The organism is Pontibacter flavimaris (genome assembly GCF_001907195.1).
GTDB classification, from domain to species: domain Bacteria; phylum Bacteroidota; class Bacteroidia; order Cytophagales; family Hymenobacteraceae; genus Pontibacter; species Pontibacter flavimaris.
The window spans coordinates 682811-702441 of the sequence record NZ_LVWA01000005.1; the positions used below are offsets into that span (position 1 = coordinate 682811).

The following is a 19631-nucleotide window of genomic DNA, read 5'->3' on the forward strand; positions in this document are numbered from 1 at the left end:
ATATGTTTGCAAAAATCAATTACAAATGTGTGTGCAAAGTAATAGATAATATTTAACAAATAGTCATATGAAGCTGATAAAAGGAGTTTTATTTATGGAGTATGCTGACTTGGTGGATACCTACGGCATAGGGCGCAGCACCATTGATGCCGGTGTGAACAAGCACAGCAAAGGCATTTCTCCTTCCTGGGCTTCCATGAAAGACCCGGAGGACAAGCGCAAACGCCTTATCGTTTACAGCACCATTCCGGCCCACAGCAAAAAGCGAATGCCATCAGAGCAGGAGCTAATTCGGTTATACCATAACCAAGAGGCTGAGCGGAAAAAAATAGGACAGTTGCTTAAAAAGGGCAAGTAAGATTAGGGAGGGTTGTAGCATGAAGAAGATCATTGAGGGCAGGCTTTATTATTCCCGTACTTATCTTTTTACCAAGGTAGGACTATCGCAGAAGGCTTTGAAGCACTGGCATGAAAGAAAAACCGTGTCCTATGTGAAGGCGGAAGGCGAAACCTGGTATTGCTACGACGAAATCCCCCTGCCCAGCCGCGAGAAAATCATTGAGCGCGAAGATATAGAGTTGGTTGATTACTTAGCCTACGGCTATTACGAGGACTACGCCCGCTTCATGCCTGCCGTAGGCGATGCCGGGGTAAAGCAACCGAACAAGCGCAAGGCCAAGGCCCGCGAGTGGGCCGTGTGGGAGCGCCTGGAGCGGATCACCAGCGAGGAAAATCCGAACCGCGTGACCATCGCCCGCGCCTTCTACCTCTATAAGGAGAAGCTGCGCATGCCCAAGGGGCTGACCCACTACCACAGCTTCTACAAAAAGCTGTGCGAGTTCCGCAGAAACCCCGCCGCCGCTTTAATTGATGCCAAAACAGGCAGGAAGAGCAACCGCAGCAAGAAAACAGAGCGGCACGTGCAGATACTGGAAGCGCTCCACGCCCTGCCCAATAAGTACAAAGGCCCAACCATCAGCGAGATGGCAAACGAGCTGTTCAGGAGAGAGGGCCTGCCGGGGCTTGCCTATGAGACGATAAAGAAGATACTGGCAGACCCTGCCCTGCAAGCGCGCACCTACCTCTCGCGCCACGGGGCAAAGGCCCACTCCGACGAGCACGAAGGCTACATCCGCTTTGAGAGGCCGCAGGCTATAGGGGTACGTGCAGAAATGGACGGCGTGAAGCTGCCCTTTAAGGTATGGAACCCGGAGCGCACCAAGCTTGTGCGCCCCGTCATGTTCGCCGTCATAGACACTTACTCGGGCAAGATAACGGGCTGGGCGCTGGACTACACCGAAACCCGCTGGCTGGTGCTGCAAAGCTTTAAAAGCCAGGCGCAAAGCGGCTGGTTCCCCTCCGAGCTGTGGGCCGACAACTTCAGCGCCAAGGACACGCCGGAGTTCACCGACATCCGGGCCAAGGTGGAGGCGCGCGGCACGAAGATAAAGTACGCCAGAGTGGGCAAGGGGCAGGACAAGCCTTTTATAGAGCGTTTTTTCCGCACGCTTCAGGACAGGTTCTGCCGCGAGTACGGCGACTGGGTGGGCATGGGCGTTCGCAGCAAGAGCCGCGACGACAGGGCCAACCCCGAAGCTTACAAAGCCTACGTCAAAAAGCACGGCTACCCTACCCTGGAGCAGGTGCGCGAGCGTGTGGCCGACATGCTGGAGAAGTACCACAACACTTCCTTTAAGAACGAGCCTACGGCAAACGAGCGGTTCGCCGCCTGCCACGAGCCGCAGGTAGTGCCCGTGTCGGAGGCCGAGATTCCTTACCTGCTGTGGCACAAGGCCGAGGCTAAGGTGAACCGGGGCAAGCTCACCCTGGAGGTAAACAAGCAGCCCTACACCTTCCACATCTCGCCGGATTACAACGGGCAGACGCTGGTGCTGCGCTACGAGCCGGAAGACCTTTCGGAGGTGTATGTGTTCGCAAGCGACGAGGCCGAGACGCACCTATGTGTGCTGGCACAGAAGCTGAGCACCCGCCGCGAGAGCATACAGGAGAGCGCGAATCAGGAGGCTACGGGCCGCAAAGGCCGCAAGGCAGAGGAGGACAGGGCGCTGGCGCTGGTAGCCCCTCACATGGCCCCTAAGGAGATATTGAGCCAGGAGGAGGAAGAGATCATCGACCAGCTTCTCAACGTCTCCCACGCGCCCGCAAACAAGGCAGCCGGACGCGAGCTGACCATAGCCCAACTGGCCGAGAAGCACAGCAAGCAGCACCACGAGCCGAACCCCACGCTGCAAGTGGTGGGGCAGCTATAAAAGCAAAGCCGTTGCAGTAGGAGCTGCAACGGCTTAAAGTAAAATTAAACACTCTTTAATAAGCATTTAAAAGAACAACGCAAAGATGCAGAAAGAAAACCTAATTCAGCAAGCCCGGCAGCTAATAAACGACTTCACCGGGAAAAAGGAGCTTAGTAAAAGCAAGCTGGCCCGCAAGCTGGGCATTGCCGCCGCCGTGCTTACCCACATCGAAAACAACCCCGCCCTGGTGTCGGAGGAGATGCTGCTCACCATCATCAACGGCCTTAAGCCGGAATCCTCCTTCAACATCCTGAGCACCTCCAACTATACCACCGTTCACGCCATCTGCGAGGACGCGCGGCAGCGCCGCAAGCTGGTGGGCATCATCGGTTATCCGGGGGCGGGCAAGACCACGGCCCTGCAAAGCTATTACCGCAGCCATAAGAACATCTACTACGTGGAGTGCAAGAATTCCATGAACCGCAAGCAGTTCCTGCACGCGGTGCTCACCGAGATGGGCATCCAGTTCATGGGCACAGTCTACGATATGGTAAGGCTGATAAGCCAGGAACTCAACAGCAAGGAAAGCCCGCTGCTGATCATCGACGAGGCGGGCAAGATGTCCCCTAACCTGATTCTGGACCTGCACGACCTGCGCAATGCCACCATGCACAACGCGGGCATTGTGATGTCGGGCTGCGAGTACTTTAAGAAGAACATGGAGAAGGCCGCCGAGAAAGACAAGCAGGGCTACCCCGAGTTCTACAGCCGCGTGATGAACTGGCCTGTTCTGAACCGCCCCACCAAAGCCGAGATCGTCGCCATCAGCAAGAGCAACGGCATACAGGACGAGGAGACCATCAAGGCGCTTTGCAGGCTGCGCAACTACCGCGAGCTGGAGAACGCCATCAAAAACGAGCTGTCTGAACCTGTAATTTAACCCTGCCATGAAAATACCCTGTCTATCAATCCATTGCAAGCTGTCGGAACTGGTTCAGATCATCAAACGACAAGCTAACCCAAAATATAACCTTAGCGAAAAAGAACATGGATATTAAAAGCACTATTACCCGTCTCGAAACATTAATTGAACACTTGCAACTGTCTCAAAACAAGTTTGCTGCAAAGTTAGGTACCTCAAGTGCAATGATGTCTCAGGTATTAAAAAAGGATAAAAATGTAGGGGTGGATTTCTTTTTTAAGCTCTTAAATGCTTACCCTAATTTGTCGTCTGAGTGGCTTTTTCGTGGCATTGGATCAATGTTTTTAGATGAACAAGCCAACCCGATAATAGCACAAGTGACACAGGAGGCTGTGCAGATACCAGTCCGAATAGACTTGAAAATCAGCATTAATGGTAAGCAAGTAGCTTTATGAAAAAGCGCACCGATACCCAAAACAAGAAGCTGCACCTGCTACTGAACAAGGCGGGTTTGGCAGCGGAAAAGCCTGATTTAGTGGCGTTTTACACCAACGGGCGCACTTCCTCCAGCCGGGATATGTACTTCCACGAGGCCCAGAAACTGATTGTATATCTGGAGAGCATCACCAGCAATTCTGCATCTACCCCCACCGATAGAGCAGACACAATGCGCAAAAAGGTGATCGCTATCTGCTATGAACTGGGCTGGATAGAGCCTACCGATAGCCCCGAGGAGCGGAAGATCAACATGGCCGTGATTGACGGCTTCCTTAAAAAGCGAGGGTACATCAAAAAGCCCCTGAACGAGTTTACCGTCCGGGAGTTGCCCCGCCTGATAAGCCAGTTTGAGCAGATACTGGAACACAGCAAGCAGACAGCCGGGAGCAAGGCCGTAAATAGCCTGCTGGCCGAATTGAACATACCTGTAGAGCCGTTAAAACGAAAATAGCATGCGCGTTACATCATTACCCAAAGAGAAAAAGAAAGCCTTCGAGCTATATGCGGAAGGAAAGACCCAGAAAGAGATTGGCCAACTGTTGGGCATATCCGAGAAGTCCATCGGTGCCTGGAAAAAGCGCTACGAGTGGGATAAGAAGCTGCAAGAGGAACAAAAGTATAGCCTGAAGCCCACGTTCTTGGTGCTGACCGAAGTAGACAAAGAAGCCATACAGGGCAATCCTGAAGCCTCAAAAGCCCTGAAAGATGCCATTGCAAACATTAACTATAACCTGAAGATAGTACACCGGATTTTAACCGATAACAACCTGACTCCGAAGTCATGAGAAAGAAACCCGACAATAGCAAGCATGTAAAACTGTTTCAGGAGCTTATCGAGGTAAGCACTGAGCCTGCCCACCTCCGCAAAGTATTAACGGAGCTGTATTTTGACTACTCGCGCATGGTGATCCAGAGAGGAGTGAACGGCGGGGAGGTATACCAGGAGGCCGATGACCAACTGTACTGGCTAAGCGAACTGATAAAGATATTTGACCAGCAGACAAAGTACCCGCAGTACTCCAACGAAGGCAACGAAGCCGCCTAAGGTCGTTTACAGCCAATAACCAACAGAAGAAGCAAGTATATAGTGTTTTTGATATAAATAGTACTTATAAGAATGATTAAGATCACGCAGATTGAGAACTTGGAAGCAAAAAGCCTGTTAGAGCGGCTTCGAAGCATAGAAAGTAAGCTGGAGGAGCTGATAAGCGCTTCTAAACCGGGAGAACCCACAGAGTACTTGACCCGTCAGGAGGTGGCCGAACTGTTTAAAGTATCGCTGCCTACTGTTCACTCCTGGACTAACAAAGGGCTTATTAAATCCTACAAGATAGCCAACAAAACACGCTTTAAGCGTTCGGAAGTAGAGGCGGCAGCAGTTGAACGGTGCCCCAAATAAGATACGTGTAAAGCAGCAGAAAAGCCCCTTTGATGGGGCTTTCTTGTTTATGCGAGGTAGTTTAATTCTTAGGCTGAAAAGCTCTCATAGCCCTGCAAAATAGCCAGAGCCGCTAAACCTGACTGTCCTATCCTGAACGGATAGCAGCCATAGGTTTAACGGCTCCGTGCATGCTTCCTGTCAGCAGCTACCTGAATCGGACTTACTTAGTAGGCCCACCCAGACCACAACAGGCCGCATGACCAAATATACGAGACGTTTTATAATTTAGGTTTATATATATAGTGCAATTTAAATTAAATTATCGCCTTATATGGCTTTAGTATAAATCGGAGTGTAGTTTTGATGTTGAGGGTTCAGAAAGTTTAACATTTCTAAATACCGCAATTTGAAAGTTTAAAAAACCGTTTACAAATTCCAGACCAAGACTTACGAATTTCTTCAATTCATAAGTTAGACGCACAGGGGTAATATCTAATCAATAGAGTCAATATGAGAATAATCGGATTAGCAGCGTTGCTGCTGCTCCCGCTGGTTTCCTGCGGGAAGAAAGAGAATGAAGTGCTCAATGAACCCATCATCCATACTTTTTATAGTCACATAGACACGGTAGGCGCAAACTTAACCGTGATAGGTGAGAACTTTAGCAAACAACCCCAGCACAACGTATTAGGCTTCCAAGGGGTGGAAGTTCCTTCGCACAGGGTAAGTGGCGACACCCTTCAGGTGCACATCCCGGCAGGGGCTAAAACCGGGAAAATCAAGCTGAAAGTCTACTCCAAAGAAACATTTAGCGAGGATACGCTATTCATCGTGAACGGTAGGTTTAAGAGGGTGCAACCGATTCCCATCGGGCGGCATGATGCAATTGGTTTCAGTATCCGGGGCAAAGGCTATGTAGGCACAGGAAGTGGAACAGCCGGTTACCTAGGCGATATGTGGGAGTACGACCCGGGCAGAAACACCTGGGTAAAGATAAGTGACTTCCCGGTAGGGGCCCTACGAGAAGGTTTCGCTTTCGTGATAGGGGACAGGGCCTATATTGGCGGTGGAACAGAAATGGGGCAACTGAATTCCTCCCGCGCTATGTATGCATTTGACCCTACCCTGCGAACCTGGAACAGAGTGGCTGACTTTCCCGGGGTTGAAACCAGGAATGTTGTCGCCTTGGCAATAAACGGCAAGGGCTACATCATCACGGGGTTCTACTCTAAACAGGTGTGGGAGTACAACCCCGAGACGAACAGCTGGCTGAAGAAGCAAGACTTCCCGGGCTTGCGTCGCTCGGCAGCGTCGGGCTTCGTCATTAACAATAAAGGATACGTTGGGATAGGCAATCACGGCAGCAATCCATGGCTTCAGGACCTTTGGGAGTATGATCCCGCACAGGACACTTGGATCCGGAAAAGGAGTCTGCCAAGATACATCGGCTACAACGCTGTTGGCTTTACCATTTATGATAAAGGGTACTTCATGAACGGGAACCATAACAGCAGAGCCGTGTGGGAGTACGACCATCTTGCAGATACCTGGACGCAGAAACTCCAATATCCGGGAGAAGCAAACGGCTATGCGGTTTCCTTCGTGATTGATGGAGAAGCCTATGTGGTGGGCGGCGTCGGGCATAACAAAGCCTCTGACCAGAACTGGAAGTTTATCCCTTAGAGGACTTAAGTATAGACGCTTTCTGTTTTTGCGTGGATGACTTTTGGTTAATTAACAACAGATAGCATAATCCGCATCATTAACAGAAAAAGCTATACATGTTTTAAATCAATCATCGAAATACTATAGCTTATGCATAGGGTAGCCGAATGAGCAATGTTTTAAATGAGCGGAAATAAAGGAAGGTATAACCTTTTGTTAGAGAAACATTTTGCAACGCTTTGCTTCGCCCTCTGCACAGCAAAGCGTTAGCCATCATTTGTTATCATAGAATTTGAAAAATAAGGCCCAATCAATCCACAGGCTTTTTATCATTCTCTCAATCCATTTAATGAGGACATCCAAACTACTTCTGTATCTAATTTCATTTCTGGCTTATACCTCGGCAGTTTCTCAGAACCTGACCTTGAAAGGAGAGATAGTTGATAGATTTAAGAACAAGCCCGTGCCTTATGCCACTATAGGGATAAAGGGCAAAAGCCTGGGTACTGTTGCCGACGAGAACGGTCAGTTTAGCTTTACTATTCCCGCTACTGCTGTTTCTGATGAGGAGGCTATGATTGTCTCCTGCGTTGGCTATAAAAGTGTTGAAACTACAGCCTCAGCTTTCAAGCAAGGGCATCTGCTGATTAGCCTGCCACCCGCTCAGATAAACCTGAACGAAGTAACGATCAGGGCACGAAAGGTAAAGACGAAGACCTTCGGCAGGACAGGGAACTCCACGATGATGGTGTCCAACATGTATACAGAAAACAACCTTTTGTCTGATGAACTAGCCAAAGAGCAAGGCACCATCATAAAGCTGGATGAGGAGGTTCTGCTGAAGGATTTCAACATGCACGTTGTGTTCAACAGGTTCAAGTACGTCAGGTTCCGCTTGAATATTTACAGCATAAAAGATGGTTTGCCTGACAAGTCGTTATTGAAGGAAGATATACGGTTTGATGTCGCGGAGAAGAAAGGCTGGGTGAAGGTGGACCTGAGCAGGTACAACGTTTTTCTGGAAGGGCAGGATAAAGTGGCGGTTACCATTCAATGGCTGCAAAGTGAGGCCATAGCAGGCAACAGAAAATCTTTTGCTGTTTCTGCTGTTCCTCTTCCCTCTCATTCCATACTCTTCCGCGACAAAAGCCAGGACCGGTGGAAAGAGGTGAGCCCCGGCTACCTTAGCTTTTACCTCACGGCTGACTCCTATAAAGGGAAGCATAAAAGCTCCCTTTCGGAAACTCCCGCAACACAGGACTACGTGCTGCCCGACAGCCTGAAATACCTCAGGTATCTTGCAATGCAGACGCCTGCTAATCTGCAAAGCAACTATCGCTATGGAGACAGCCTGGAGGCAGGGAACTATGTAAACGTAAACAATGCCAACCTATACTATGAGATTTATGGCCAGGGAGAGCCACTCCTGCTGCTCCACGGCAACGGTCAATCCATTTCCGCTTTTTCACAGCAGATAGCAGCTCTGTCAAAGTACTTTAAAGTTATTGCCGTGGATACCCGCGCCCACGGAAGAAGCAGTGACAAAGGTTTAGGAGAGCTTACCTATGACCTGTTCGCCTCAGACATGAAGCAGTTGCTGGATTCACTGAGCCTGAAGCAAGTAAACGTTCTTGGGTGGAGCGATGGTGGCAACACGGCTCTGAAGATGGCTTTAAACCACCCTGAATACGTGAAGAAGATAGCCCTCATGGGAGCCAATCTTTTTCCAGATAAAACAGCCATAGAAAGCGGGCTTTTAGCGTTGTTCAACAAGCAGCAGGAGCAATTAATCGGCAGGGAGGATGCGCAATCACGAAACAGGTCAAGACTGCTGGGGCTGCTGCTAAATGAGCCGCAGATGAGCTTTAAAGATATGGGCGCTGTCCGTGCCCCAGTGCTGGTGATGGCAGGGGAGCATGATGTGATCCTGGAGTCACACACCAGGGCAATTGCTGAAAGTATCAAAGGGGCAGAATTGATTATCTTTAAAGACGCCTCCCACTATGCGCCGCAGGAGATACCGATCGAGTTTAACAAAGCTGTCTTGCAGTTTTTTGCTCCTTACGACAGCAATCTCTGAGGATAGTACAGAAATGCGTGTTGCCATATCGAAGCGCAGAATCTCACACAAAAAATCACGAGAGCACAAGGTACTTGTGCTTCATGCAATGTATGAAAAGAACCTACGGGAGTAATAATTACCTCTGAACAAACAACAAGTGTAATAAATCATTATTTTTACCTTTGTGTATAAAATAAGAGTAACTGTTACCCTTGTCATGTATGGCCCCATTTCATAGAGAAGAACCCTACAACGACTTACCCTTGCTTCCTCCGGATGCAGATCTTGAGATAAAGGAAGTTATGCGGAAGACTGTAAAGGCAAGCAGGGCTTTGGCGCAGCTGAACGGGGCTATCATCAACCTGCCTAACCCAGGCCTCTTCTTGGACACAATCCATCTGCAGGAAGCCAAGGCAAGTTCTGAAATAGAGAACATTATCACCACGAATGACGAGCTCTATAAATCAGTCGTGGCTGAAAAGAGGTATGAACCCACGGCAGCAAAAGAGGTTATAGGCTACAAGGAGGCGTTGTGGTACGGCCTGGAAAAGCTCAGAGAGCGGCCATTTATCACAACAAACCTCTGTGTGGAAATCATGCGATGTATCAAGCAGAACACATCGGGTATCAGGGCTACTCCGGGCACGACCTTATCCAATACGCAGGGCGAAGTAATCTACACGCCGCCGGCGGGGGAAACAGTAATACGCGAGAAGATGGCAAACCTGGAGCGCTTCATCAACGAGGAAAGCACGCTGGACCCGCTCATCAAAATGGCCGTCATGCACTACCAGTTCGAGGCCATACACCCGTTCATGGACGGTAACGGACGCACAGGAAGGATTTTACTTCTGCTCTATCTGAAGATGGAAAAACTGTTGGATGTGCCTGCTCTGTACTTAAGTGAGTATATCATCCACCATAAGGCGGCCTATTACCAGAAGCTAAGGGCAGTTACGGAAGCAGGAGACTGGGAGGGCTGGATCCTCTACATGCTGGACATGATTGAAAAAACAGCAACCAGCGGACTCCAAAAACTGGAGGAGATCATGGCCGTTATGGAGGCCACCTCAGAGGAAATAAAAGAGAAACTCCCAAAGGTGCACTCAAAGGAGTTGATCGAGATCTTGTTCAGGCTGCCGTATACGAAACGCCGGTTTCTGATCGACGCGAACATGGGAACGCCAAAGACTGTGGGGAATTACCTGATAGCGCTTGAGAAGGAAGGCTTCTTAAAAGCAACTAAGGTAGGAAAAGAAAAACTTTACCTGAACCAGCGCTTAATGGAAGTATTGGAGAATAAAGAATAAGCCCGAGGGCACAACACCAGCTATAGTGCATCAATGTGAAGGTGCGAAAGATGCGATACAATAAAGGATGTTGATTTAATCTTGTGCTATTACTTCTAGCAGTACCTTCCAGCCCCTGTGCTTGTTCCCAGATCTCGCCGTGGAAGGCCCTCCGCTCTAGTCTGCATTCCTGGACATCGACCGCCTACCCGCCAAACCCAGCGGAGGAGAGGGCGGCATAAGGGGAGAGGCAGCTAAAGAAGCTGGCCCTGCAGCGGCCGCAACGGCTTCATGTATCCAAGCTGCCCTCACCTTGGCTTAGCAAAGGGGGAATATAAATATTACAATATTTAGGGCGCTTTATTGTTATGGTATATGGACTGTAAAAAGGCTTAAAACAGACTGTGCATCAACAAAAAGGCGCCAGCCACTATTGAAGTAGCTGGCGCCTGAAATTGTACTTGTGCACCCGAGAGGATTCGAACCCCTAACCCTCGGAGCCGAAATCCGATATTCTATCCAGTTGAACTACGGGTGCAAATGGTTTGCAAAAATAGCAAGTATACGCACAATACGAAACATCTATGGGTAAAAATATGCTAAAATCTCTACCGTGCTCAACTTCCCAAAGACATTGCACCAATTCAGCAGTTATCCTATTATCAAAAGCAAACTTAAACAACTGATACTATGAAGAAACTGTATACGGCAGAGGTTACCGCCACCGATGGACGTCGTGGCCATGTAACATCATCAGACGGAATAATTGAAATAAAACTGGCGCTTTTGGGAGGGCAGGGGGAGCCACTAACCCGGAGCAGTTACTAGCTGGTGGTAGCTGGCAAGTGCATTTGTGCTTAGATCCTGCCTCCACTGTTTCTGCACACATGGACCTGAACCAGCGGGATGATGGTGGCTTTGCCCTCAGTGTTAAGCTAGCTGTAGATCTGAAAGGCGTTGATAAGGACAAAGCGAGGGAACTGGTTGAAGAGGCGCTCCAGATTTACCTATACTCCATCGGCACGCGAGGCAACGTGGGGGTGGAGTTGAAAGTGGTTTAAGGTAAAGTGTGGAGGAGACAAAGAGTTAAGAAAGGATATTCCATCACTCCTGAACTATCTAAGTTTCTGCAAAGTATAAAAACGAAAAGGGCTGCCATACTTGGCAGCCCTTTTCGTTTTTATACTTTGCTAGGATTAAACTCCGGCCAAAACCTGCTTTACTTTCTCAGCAGCCTCTTTCAGGGCTACGGCAGAGTATACTTTCAGGCCAGACTCATCAATGATGCGCGCGCCTTCCTCCGCGTTTGTTCCCTGCAGACGAACAATGATCGGAACGTTGATGTCGCCGATGTTCTTGTAGGCCTCCACTACACCGTTGGCAACTCTGTCGCAACGCACGATACCGCCGAAGATGTTGATCAGGATTGCCTTTACGTTCGGGTCTTTCAGGATGATGCGGAAACCGGCTTCCACCGTCTGCGCGTTTGCCCCACCCCCTACGTCGAGGAAGTTAGCGGGCTCGCCGCCAGAAAGCTTGATGATGTCCATCGTAGCCATTGCTAAACCGGCACCGTTTACCATACAGCCCACGTTACCGTCCAGCTTCACATAGTTCAGGTTATACTCGCCGGCCTCAACCTCCAACGGATCCTCCTCGGAGGTGTCGCGCAGGGCAGCCAGGTTCTTGTGGCGGAACAGGGCGTTATCGTCCAGGTCCACTTTGGCGTCTACGGCCAGTATTTTGTTATCGGATGTCTTCAGTACCGGGTTGATCTCGAACATGGAAGAGTCCGTCTCCACATAGGCCTTGTACAGGCTGGTGATGAACTTCACCATTTCCTTGAAGGCCTCGCCCTGCAGACCGAACGCGAAAGCGATCTTGCTCGCCTGGAATGGGCGCAGCCCTACAGCCGGATCTATCCACTCTTTGATAATCTTCTCAGGTGTCTTTTCAGCCACCTCCTCAATGTCCATACCGCCTTCTGTAGAGGCCATGATCACGTTCTGGCCTTTGGCGCGGTCCAGCAGGATGCTCAGGTAAAACTCTTTCGGGTCGGACTCGCCAGGATAGTATACGTCCTGTGCAACCAGCACCTTCTGTACCAGCTTGCCTTCAGGGCCCGTCTGGTGCGTTACCAGTGTCATGCCCAGGATCTGGTCAGCGATCTGCTTCACCTGCTCCAGGTTCTTGGCAAGTTTCACACCACCACCCTTACCACGGCCACCCGCATGGATCTGAGCCTTGATCACGTGCCAGCCTGTGCCGGTCTCTTCAGTCAGTTTCATGGCAGCTTTCACTGCCTGGTCTGGCGTCTCAGCCACGATACCCTCCTGGATACGTACTCCGTAGCTCTTTAAAATTTCTTTAGCCTGATATTCGTGTATGTTCATGCTTTCAGTTTTAATGGACGCACGAAAGTAAGCCTTTATCGGCTTAAATTCAAGAAAAGTATTTTTAAAATATAACTGGCCTGCCTGCCCCTCGGGCCTCTTTTGTAACGTGCATGAGGGCAAATCAGTACACAAAATATACTTAAACAGTCGCAACCACGCTGCTTAAATCAGGAGGCTTATGCTAAATGTATACTTATACGCCAAACGTGTGGCTATCGCCGCACTCGTGGTGCTGCTCATGGGGGTTGGGTTTTACCTGCTGGGGCAGCACGCATATTTCTTTATGCTGGCGTTTTCGGCCGTCCTGCTGGCAGTGCTGTTTTGCGGCATGACAGACTGGCTAACAGAGAAACTGCACCTGAAAAGGGGCCTGAGCCTGCTGGTGGCGGTGCTCTTTTTCTTTGGGGTAATTATAGCGGCCTTTTGGCTGATCGCCCCTACGGTTAGTGAGCAGGTTCAGGAGATGCGGCAAACTATACCTCAAGCCTTGACGCGCGTGCAGGACTGGCTGAACCAGTATGGCTGGGGCCAAAAGCTGGTGGAGCAGGTGCCCGACGACATGAGCAAGGCCGTGCCAAATCAGGATGCGCTCCTTTCAAAGGTGTCCGGAATTTTCTCCTCCACCCTGAGCTTCCTGGCGGATCTTCTTATCGTTATCATCACGGCGCTGTTTCTGGCCGTCAACCCCACGCTTTACACCGTTGGCCTCACAAAACTGTTTCCGGTGCGCAACCGCTCACGCGTTATGGAGGTGCTGGGCAAGTGCTATGCTACACTAAAATCCTGGCTGGTGGGGATGCTCTCGGCGATGGCCATTATTGGCGTTAGCTCCGCGATTGGCTACAGCCTGATCGGGCTTCCGCTGGCTTTTGCCCTGGCGCTGATCGCTTTTTTCCTGGCTTTTATACCGAATGTGGGCCCCTGGATCGCGGGGGTGCCGGCCGTGCTGGTTGGCTTGACTATTAGTCCGCAGATGGCGCTTTATACGGTGCTGGTGTATGGTGGCATCCAGATGGTGGAGAGTTATGCCATCACCCCGATCATCTTCCAGAAAACGGTGGCTATGCCGCCGGCGCTGCTGCTGTTCTTCCAGGTGCTGTTAGGCATTCTGCAGGGGGCGCTGGGGCTGTTGCTGGCCGCTCCTATACTTGCCGTGCTGCTGGTGGTGGTGAACGAGTTTTACGTGAAGGACGTGCTGGAGACAGATCCTGTGAATGCCGCCGATGAGCGGCTGCCGCAAAGCAGGGAGGCCACCTCGTAAGTATAAAGTATAAGACCGGCCGTTCCGGTAGCCGTGGAGGAAGGTATAATCAGGCTGCTGAAGTATAGGGTATCCATCAACGGCAAAAATTTTGTAGCTTTGGCTGATTAATAGTCGTCTTCAAGGCCAAACTCATACTTCTTTAGAACGTGCTGCAGGTAACGAATATCCATAAAAAATACGGTTCGCTGGAGGTGCTCAAGGGCATCGATTTGTCTATTGGCGCAGGGGAGGTTGTCTCGATTGTGGGAGCCTCCGGAGCCGGAAAAAGTACGCTGCTGCACATTCTGGGCACGTTGGATACGGCTGATACCGGAGAGGTGATGTTCGATGATAAGAATATCGCCCGGATGAATGCCTCAGATATGGCACGTTTCCGCAACAGGCACATAGGTTTTATCTTCCAGTTCCACAACCTGCTGCCGGAGTTCACGGCGCTTGAGAACGTTTGCCTGCCGGGCTTCCTGGCCGGCCGGCCGGAGAAGGAGGTGCGCCAGCGCGCCGAGGAACTGCTCACCATGCTCCACCTTTCCCATCGCCTCGACCACAAACCATCTGAGATGTCGGGTGGGGAGCAGCAGCGCACAGCCGTGGCCCGCGCCCTCATCAACTCGCCCAAGATCATTTTCGCAGACGAGCCCAGCGGTAACCTCGACTCCAGGAATGCCCAGGAACTGCACGACATCTTCTTCCGGTTGCGCAGCGAGTTCAACCAGACCTTCGTGATCGTGACCCACAACGAGCAACTCGCCACCATGGCCGACCGCACCCTCGTGATGAAGGACGGGCAGATAGTAGAAGAACTGAGAGTGAGGTAGGAAGTTAAAAAGTTAGAAAGTTAAAAAGGTAGGAAGTTAGAAAGTTAGGAAGTTAAAAAGTTATAAAGTTAGAGAGTTTAGGAGTTAGAGAGTTTAGGGAGGCGGGCTTTCAACTTATGTGGGCCGGTTTATACTTATACTTTCTGCGCCAGTTAACAAAGGCCTTCACGCAATGCTGCACTGGCGCTACCAGAGACACAAGCGGACACTTGCGCCATCAGCACGCTCACTTCTCAATTGTTAAACTTTCTAACCTTCTAACTTTTACCTTTCTAACTTTCTAGCTCCCAAACTTCCCACATCCCAAACGCTGAAACTTCCGTATTTATACTTCACCCTTTCCTCAACTTTTAGCTTTTCGGAGGAGCTTTAGCAGGCGCTTAAAATCTTTTTAAAATAATTTTTAACTTGCTGATTATCAGCGAGATAAAATGTATATTATTTCTGATTTTTTGCACTATTTACCCTGCTGCTCTGTTTGATATATGTAACTAACTATGAAAGCTAAATGAGTATGAATCAACCTGATAAAGAGACTAAGGTGCAGAAGAAGCCGAAGATTGAGAGCTATGATATAGCCAAGTCTGACGAGACGCTTCACCTGGCTGTTGACCTGGCGAAGTTCATAAAGGAGAACCGCCTTTACCAGAACATCCAAGGAAAAGAGTATGTGAATGTGGAGGGCTGGCAGTATGCCGGTTCGCGCTTAGGTATTTTGCCGGTGGTGGAGCATGTGGTCAACATCAGCACCGACGACGAGATAAAGTACCAGGCGAAGGTAAACCTGCTGGACATGCGCAGCCAGTTGATAGTGGGTGCCGGTTTTGCGATCTGCTCTAACCGCGAGCAGGGCAAGAAGTACTACCAGGAGTTCGCGATTGCCTCTATGGCACAGACGCGGGCCATTGGTAAGGCATACCGTAACATTCTGGCCTGGGTAATCCGTGCTGCCGGCTATGAGCCTACCCCTTCCGAGGAAATGGACTACAGCGGCAATGAGCCGGCTGCCAAGGCCAAGCCAGCGGTGCCGACCGAGAAGAAGGCCACGATGAAGTCCTCTACCGCGGAGCCTGTGGCGGAGGCCGCTGAGAAGCAGGAGGAGCAGTCTGGCAGCGTGCGCTACGCGTCGGCCAAGCAGAAGGAGGAGATCATCCGCCTGCTGAACAACCCGACCATTACGCGCCAGGAAAAGACCAAGATGCTGCTCAACATCAACCGCTTCGACGAGGAACGTGCCGCACAGGCCATCGACAAATTGAAGAAGGTGATCGAAGAGCGCGAGGACGGACAGTCAGCCGCTGCGTAATCTTATACATTCCCCATAAGTATGGCCCCATCTCTATTGAGGTGGGGCCTTTTTATTTCAGTCGGGCCATCAAAGTTGGGGAAGTATGAAACACCCTTGTGCGCAGCAGGGCCGTATAGGGTAGCACAAATTTTGAGGAGAGAGGGATGCGTCTAAAGCTACTGCTGAAATTTATACTTGTGCTGCTGCTGATCGTGTACGCAGCAAACGCTGCTTTTGCCCAGGAGCCAGCGGAGTTGGTGACAGACCGGCCGGACCAAACAGAATCTTCAGCGGTTGTGCCGAAGGGGAGTCTGCAGGTGGAGGCGGGCTATTTTCTGCAAAGAGCCAAAGAGGAAGGAGTACGTGTTACAACCCACGCCTACCCGACTGCCCTGCTCCGCGTTGGCCTATTGGATTGGCTGGAACTGCGGGTGCTCGGCGCGCTGCGCGACTCGGTGGTAGAGAATGACCCACGCCATACTTCGAGGGGGTTCTCGCCTTTGAACGTTGGCCTGAAGTTTAAGCTGTGGGAGGGGCAGGGGTGGTGGCCTGAGGCAGCCATTATTGGCAGGGCGGCGCTACCCGTCGGTTCCCGCGCCTACCGCCCTGACAACCCGGAGCCGGAGATCAGGCTGGCGCTCTCCAACGAACTCTCCGATAAAGTGGAGCTTGCCTATAACCTCACCCATAGCTGGGTGGAGGGTGATCCGCGCAAAGGCTATACACTTGCCCTTAGTGGGGATGTGGCTGAGAAACTTACGTTTTATGGCGAGGTGTTTGGCAGCAAGCAAAAAGGGGAGAAGGCGGAGCACCAGGCAGATATCGGAATCCTGTACCTGTTGCTATCCAACCTACAGCTCGATTTCTCAGCCGGAATGGGACTCAACAAAGCCGCCCCGGATTTTTTCCTGACAAGCGGTGTATCCCTGCGCTTGCCGAGGTAGATACGGGAAAGCTTGAATTTATACTTTGCTTTGATGTTAAGAGGCCCAATGGTTTACTCTCAATTAAGAAGACTAAAGGGAATTCCTATTGTACCGGGTCCAACCACCCCTAACCCCTCAGAGCTACGCTCGCTACCTTCGAACTCGCGTTCTCGGTAGTCCAAGGAGGGGAGCTCTGTTGAAGCTCCGTCAGCAGCAACTTTCGAACTAGTTCCCAGTCCTTGGGTGGAGCGCCTTGTGAGATCCGGTGCTCGTCAAGGGCAGCCGCAGCGCAGCGGAGGCAGGAGGGAACACAGCGCGATGCCCGAGAGAGTTTACCCCGAAGCATTTCGGGGAGCCCTCTCGGGCTTGAGAGCACCAAAGTATGAAGTGAAACGGTAGGTTTGTAATTCTGGAGGATGAACGGGAATTTGAAAGTATAGCTTGTATCAAGTCGCGGGAAGTTAGGACTAGGGAGGGATGGCTGAAGTATAAAAGTCACAAGCGGACGCTTGCGCCAGAGAAGGCAAGTATAAAAGTATAACCAAAGTATAAAGTATGGCTTTCCAAGCCAGTCAAGTTACAAACTTGACCACATCGTAGGATACAAGTCAAAAGACTTGCACCATGGAAAAGGTAGGCATCAAAGTATAACTTAAGTATAAAACCCTGCTCATCCCTGCATCCCGTAAATCCTGATCCAGACAAGTATAAATGTATAGCCGAAGTATAAAGTATGGCTCGCGCAGGTTTGGTGATTTGGGGTAGAGCCTCTCTTCCAGCTTCCAAAACAGCGCAGCGCAGCAATTCATACTTCCCCAAAGTATAAACATCCTCCCTACCACGGACTTCTATCCTCGAAACCTTATCTTCGCAGGACAGAAACCAGCCATACCTTGCAAGACATCCACCACATACTTAAAACCTACTGGGGCTACAATACCTTCCGGCCGTTGCAGGAGGATATTGTGCAGTCTGTGCTGGCAGGGCAGGACACGCTGGCGCTGCTGCCGACGGGAGGCGGCAAGTCTGTCTGCTTCCAGGTGCCGGCCTTGGCGCTGGAGGGGATTTGCCTGGTCATCACGCCCCTCATCGCCCTGATGAAAGACCAGGTGGAGAACCTGAAGAAACGGGGCGTTCCTGCCGTAGCGGTATACTCCGGCATGAGCCGCCGCGAGATCGACATAGCCCTGGACAACTGCGTGTACGGAGGTGTTAAGTTTTTATACTTGTCGCCGGAGCGCCTGCTCACCGACCTGTTCCAGGAACGTGTGAAGCGCATGAAAGTGAGTTTGATAGCCGTGGATGAGGCGCATTGCATCTCGCAGTGGGGCTACGATTTCAGGCCGCCCTACCTGCAGCTGGCGGAGCTGCGCGAGGCACTGCCAGGCGTGCCTGTCATCGCACTCACCGCCACGGCCACCGAACAGGTAAAGCAGGACATACAGGAAAAGCTGAAGTTCCCGAAGCCAAACGTTTTTCAGAAGAGCTTCGCCCGCGCCAACCTTTCCTACTCCTGCCTTCCCACCGAGAACAAAGCCAACCGCCTGCTGGAGATCCTGGAGCGGATGCCCGGCCAAAGTATAGTTTATGTGCGCAGCCGCCGCCAAACCGTGGAAATGGCCAAGTTCCTGCAGGCCCGCCGCATCCCCGCCGCCGCCTACCATGCCGGATTAAAGTTCCAGGAGCGGAGCGCCGTGCAGCAGCTATGGGTAGAGGATAAGGTACGCGTGATGGTGGCGACCAACGCTTTCGGGATGGGCATCGACAAGCCGGACGTGCGGCTGGTGGTGCACCTGGATTTACCCGAGAGCCTGGAGGCATACTACCAGGAGGCGGGCCGTGCCGGTCGGGATGAGAAATACGCCTACGCCACCATACTTTTGGGGCCAAACGATGTGGCGGAGCTGCAGCGGAAGGTGGAGGAAGCGCACCCGCCGGTGGATTTTATCCGCCGGGTGTACCAGTGCCTGGCCAACTACTACCAGCTGGCCGTGGGCAGCGGGCAGTTCAGCAGTTTTGATTTTGACGTGGCCGATTTTGCCAAGCAGTATAAACTCAACCCGCTGGAAACACACCACGCCATTAAGCGGCTGGAGCAGGAGGGGTACCTGCAGCTGAACGAGAGCTACTACCTGCCTTCCCGCCTGATGGTAACGCTGGAGAATACGGCGCTGTACAGCTTTCAGCTCAAGAACCCGGAGCACGATAAACTCATACAGCTTATACTTCGGATGTACGGGGGCGAGGCCTTCGTGAACTTTGTGAAGGTGCGGGAGCGGAAAATGGTCGAGCTGCTGCAGGTGCCCGAGCAGGAAGTGCGCCGCAAGCTCGAATTCCTGCACAAGCTACAGGTCATCAACTACGAACCGCAGCACGATGCGCCCCAGCTTGTCTTTACGGCCCCGCGCGAGGAGGCCGGCCGGGTTATCACAAATACCAGGAAGCTGGAAAGCCTGCGCGAGCGGGCCCTGCAAAAAGCCAGGGAAATGGGCCGTTATGTGCAGACGGAGAACCGGTGCCGCACCCAACTGCTGCTGGAGTACTTCGGCGAGATTTCTGACGCGAGCTGCCGCATCTGCGACTACTGCCTGGCCGAACGCAAAAAGCAGCGGCAGCAGGAGGACCAAACGGCGTTGCGCCACAGGTTGGTAGAACTGGTGCAGGTGCGCCCATACTTGCCCAAAGAGTTGGTGCAGCAGTTTGAGCCCAGGCACGCCGAGGCGGTGACTGAGCTGATTCGGGAGCTGGTGGATGTAGGCCGGCTGCGCTATCAGGAAAGCGGGAAGTTGGAGGTGAAGGGTTAGCTATCCTTCACCCACAACCACCATAACCTCACCAGGTGCCACTGCTCATCGGCACAATTCTACATACTT

General features: G+C 51.5%; 19 protein-coding genes and 1 tRNA gene. 18 read left to right on the top strand and 2 right to left on the bottom strand.

What is annotated here, in order from left to right; all coding sequences use genetic code 11:
* Positions 1-67 precede the first annotated feature (67 nt).
* From A3841_RS11180 to A3841_RS11230, 11 genes are all read left to right on the top strand, one after another.
* On the top strand, positions 68-358 hold the full coding sequence (locus A3841_RS11180) for a hypothetical protein (protein ID WP_073852376.1): 291 nt from the start codon (positions 68-70) through the stop codon (positions 356-358).
* Between the two features lie 19 nt (positions 359-377).
* Positions 378-2270, top strand: coding sequence for a Mu transposase C-terminal domain-containing protein (locus A3841_RS11185; protein WP_073852377.1), 1893 nt, complete (start codon positions 378-380; stop codon positions 2268-2270).
* A gap of 85 nt (positions 2271-2355) precedes the next feature.
* Entirely contained in the window at positions 2356-3192 is an 837-nt protein-coding gene (locus A3841_RS11190; protein WP_073852378.1) for an AAA family ATPase, read from the top strand.
* Positions 3193-3299: 107 nt separating this feature from the next.
* Complete coding sequence (locus A3841_RS11195) at positions 3300-3629, top strand: helix-turn-helix domain-containing protein (RefSeq protein WP_073852379.1); 330 nt, start codon at positions 3300-3302, stop codon at positions 3627-3629.
* On the top strand, positions 3626-4123 hold the full coding sequence (locus tag A3841_RS11200) for a hypothetical protein (protein WP_073852380.1): 498 nt from the start codon (positions 3626-3628) through the stop codon (positions 4121-4123). The genes A3841_RS11195 and A3841_RS11200 overlap by 4 nt, the downstream gene beginning before the upstream one ends.
* A gap of 1 nt (position 4124) precedes the next feature.
* A complete protein-coding gene (locus A3841_RS11205; protein ID WP_073852381.1) occupies positions 4125-4457 on the top strand; it encodes a terminase gpP N-terminus-related DNA-binding protein in 333 nt (110 codons plus the stop codon).
* Positions 4454-4717, top strand: a complete 264-nt coding sequence (locus A3841_RS11210) for a hypothetical protein (RefSeq protein ID WP_073852382.1) — start codon at positions 4454-4456, stop codon at positions 4715-4717. The genes A3841_RS11205 and A3841_RS11210 overlap by 4 nt, the downstream gene beginning before the upstream one ends.
* Positions 4718-4789: 72 nt before the next feature.
* Positions 4790-5071, top strand: coding sequence for a helix-turn-helix domain-containing protein (locus A3841_RS11215; RefSeq protein WP_073852383.1), 282 nt, complete (start codon positions 4790-4792; stop codon positions 5069-5071).
* A 492-nt stretch (positions 5072-5563) separates the two neighbouring features.
* Positions 5564-6736, top strand: a complete 1173-nt coding sequence (locus A3841_RS11220) for an IPT/TIG domain-containing protein (RefSeq protein ID WP_073852384.1) — start codon at positions 5564-5566, stop codon at positions 6734-6736.
* A gap of 274 nt (positions 6737-7010) precedes the next feature.
* Positions 7011-8798, top strand: coding sequence for an alpha/beta fold hydrolase (locus tag A3841_RS11225; RefSeq protein ID WP_170866176.1), 1788 nt, complete (start codon positions 7011-7013; stop codon positions 8796-8798).
* A gap of 203 nt (positions 8799-9001) precedes the next feature.
* Positions 9002-10090: a Fic family protein gene (locus A3841_RS11230; RefSeq protein WP_073852386.1), complete on the top strand. Its 1089-nt coding sequence runs from the start codon at positions 9002-9004 to the stop codon at positions 10088-10090.
* Positions 10091-10533: 443 nt separating this feature from the next.
* Here the strand turns inward: A3841_RS11230 and A3841_RS11235 are convergent.
* Positions 10534-10607: transfer RNA gene (locus tag A3841_RS11235), tRNA-Arg, on the bottom strand.
* Positions 10608-10759: 152 nt separating this feature from the next.
* On the opposite strand from A3841_RS11235, the gene A3841_RS20605 reads away from it, so the two are divergent.
* Both A3841_RS20605 and A3841_RS20610 read left to right on the top strand, forming a co-directional pair.
* Positions 10760-10897, top strand: a complete 138-nt coding sequence (locus tag A3841_RS20605) for a hypothetical protein (RefSeq protein WP_235861369.1) — start codon at positions 10760-10762, stop codon at positions 10895-10897.
* A 59-nt stretch (positions 10898-10956) separates the two neighbouring features.
* Positions 10957-11130 (top strand): OsmC family protein, encoded by a 174-nt coding sequence (locus tag A3841_RS20610; RefSeq protein ID WP_235861370.1) that lies wholly within the window; start codon positions 10957-10959, stop codon positions 11128-11130.
* A gap of 135 nt (positions 11131-11265) precedes the next feature.
* Here A3841_RS20610 and sucC read toward each other — a convergent pair whose 3' ends face one another.
* Complete coding sequence (sucC, locus tag A3841_RS11245; RefSeq protein ID WP_073852387.1) at positions 11266-12462, bottom strand: ADP-forming succinate--CoA ligase subunit beta; 1197 nt, start codon at positions 12460-12462, stop codon at positions 11266-11268.
* A 181-nt stretch (positions 12463-12643) separates the two neighbouring features.
* Between sucC and A3841_RS11250 the strand changes: the two genes are divergently transcribed.
* The 5 genes from A3841_RS11250 (at position 12644) to A3841_RS11275 (ending at position 19562) form a co-directional block, all read left to right on the top strand.
* Positions 12644-13726, top strand: a complete 1083-nt coding sequence (locus tag A3841_RS11250; RefSeq protein WP_073852388.1) for an AI-2E family transporter — start codon at positions 12644-12646, stop codon at positions 13724-13726.
* Positions 13727-13875: 149 nt separating this feature from the next.
* On the top strand, positions 13876-14544 hold the full coding sequence (locus A3841_RS11255) for an ABC transporter ATP-binding protein (RefSeq protein ID WP_073852389.1): 669 nt from the start codon (positions 13876-13878) through the stop codon (positions 14542-14544).
* A 514-nt stretch (positions 14545-15058) separates the two neighbouring features.
* Complete coding sequence (locus A3841_RS11260) at positions 15059-15850, top strand: hypothetical protein (RefSeq protein WP_073852390.1); 792 nt, start codon at positions 15059-15061, stop codon at positions 15848-15850.
* Between the two features lie 146 nt (positions 15851-15996).
* Positions 15997-16776 (top strand): transporter, encoded by a 780-nt coding sequence (locus A3841_RS11265; RefSeq protein ID WP_083610313.1) that lies wholly within the window; start codon positions 15997-15999, stop codon positions 16774-16776.
* 875 nt (positions 16777-17651) lie between these two features.
* Positions 17652-19562 carry a RecQ family ATP-dependent DNA helicase gene (locus A3841_RS11275; protein ID WP_073852392.1) on the top strand — a complete coding sequence of 637 codons (1911 nt, stop codon included), beginning with the start codon at positions 17652-17654 and terminating at the stop codon, positions 19560-19562.
* The last annotated feature ends 69 nt before the right edge of the window (positions 19563-19631 follow it).

Excerpts from the sequence above, each read along its gene's own strand:
- A3841_RS11185 (WP_073852377.1), top strand. The coding sequence starts at position 378 with ATGAAGAAGATCATTGAGGGCAGGCTTTATTATTCCCGTACTTATCTT.
- A3841_RS11250 (WP_073852388.1), top strand. The coding sequence starts at position 12,644 with ATGCTAAATGTATACTTATACGCCAAACGTGTGGCTATCGCCGCACTC.
- A3841_RS11260 (WP_073852390.1), top strand. The coding sequence starts at position 15,059 with ATGAATCAACCTGATAAAGAGACTAAGGTGCAGAAGAAGCCGAAGATT.
- A3841_RS11265 (WP_083610313.1), top strand. The coding sequence starts at position 15,997 with ATGCGTCTAAAGCTACTGCTGAAATTTATACTTGTGCTGCTGCTGATC.
- sucC (WP_073852387.1), bottom strand. The coding sequence starts at position 12,462 with ATGAACATACACGAATATCAGGCTAAAGAAATTTTAAAGAGCTACGGA.
- A3841_RS11200 (WP_073852380.1), top strand. The coding sequence starts at position 3,626 with ATGAAAAAGCGCACCGATACCCAAAACAAGAAGCTGCACCTGCTACTG.
- A3841_RS11215 (WP_073852383.1), top strand. The coding sequence starts at position 4,790 with ATGATTAAGATCACGCAGATTGAGAACTTGGAAGCAAAAAGCCTGTTA.
- A3841_RS11210 (WP_073852382.1), top strand. The coding sequence starts at position 4,454 with ATGAGAAAGAAACCCGACAATAGCAAGCATGTAAAACTGTTTCAGGAG.
- A3841_RS11180 (WP_073852376.1), top strand. The coding sequence starts at position 68 with ATGAAGCTGATAAAAGGAGTTTTATTTATGGAGTATGCTGACTTGGTG.
- A3841_RS20610 (WP_235861370.1), top strand. The coding sequence starts at position 10,957 with ATGGACCTGAACCAGCGGGATGATGGTGGCTTTGCCCTCAGTGTTAAG.
- A3841_RS11205 (WP_073852381.1), top strand. The coding sequence starts at position 4,125 with ATGCGCGTTACATCATTACCCAAAGAGAAAAAGAAAGCCTTCGAGCTA.
- A3841_RS11195 (WP_073852379.1), top strand. The coding sequence starts at position 3,300 with ATGGATATTAAAAGCACTATTACCCGTCTCGAAACATTAATTGAACAC.
- A3841_RS11190 (WP_073852378.1), top strand. The coding sequence starts at position 2,356 with ATGCAGAAAGAAAACCTAATTCAGCAAGCCCGGCAGCTAATAAACGAC.
- A3841_RS11230 (WP_073852386.1), top strand. The coding sequence starts at position 9,002 with ATGGCCCCATTTCATAGAGAAGAACCCTACAACGACTTACCCTTGCTT.
- A3841_RS11220 (WP_073852384.1), top strand. The coding sequence starts at position 5,564 with ATGAGAATAATCGGATTAGCAGCGTTGCTGCTGCTCCCGCTGGTTTCC.
- A3841_RS20605 (WP_235861369.1), top strand. The coding sequence starts at position 10,760 with ATGAAGAAACTGTATACGGCAGAGGTTACCGCCACCGATGGACGTCGT.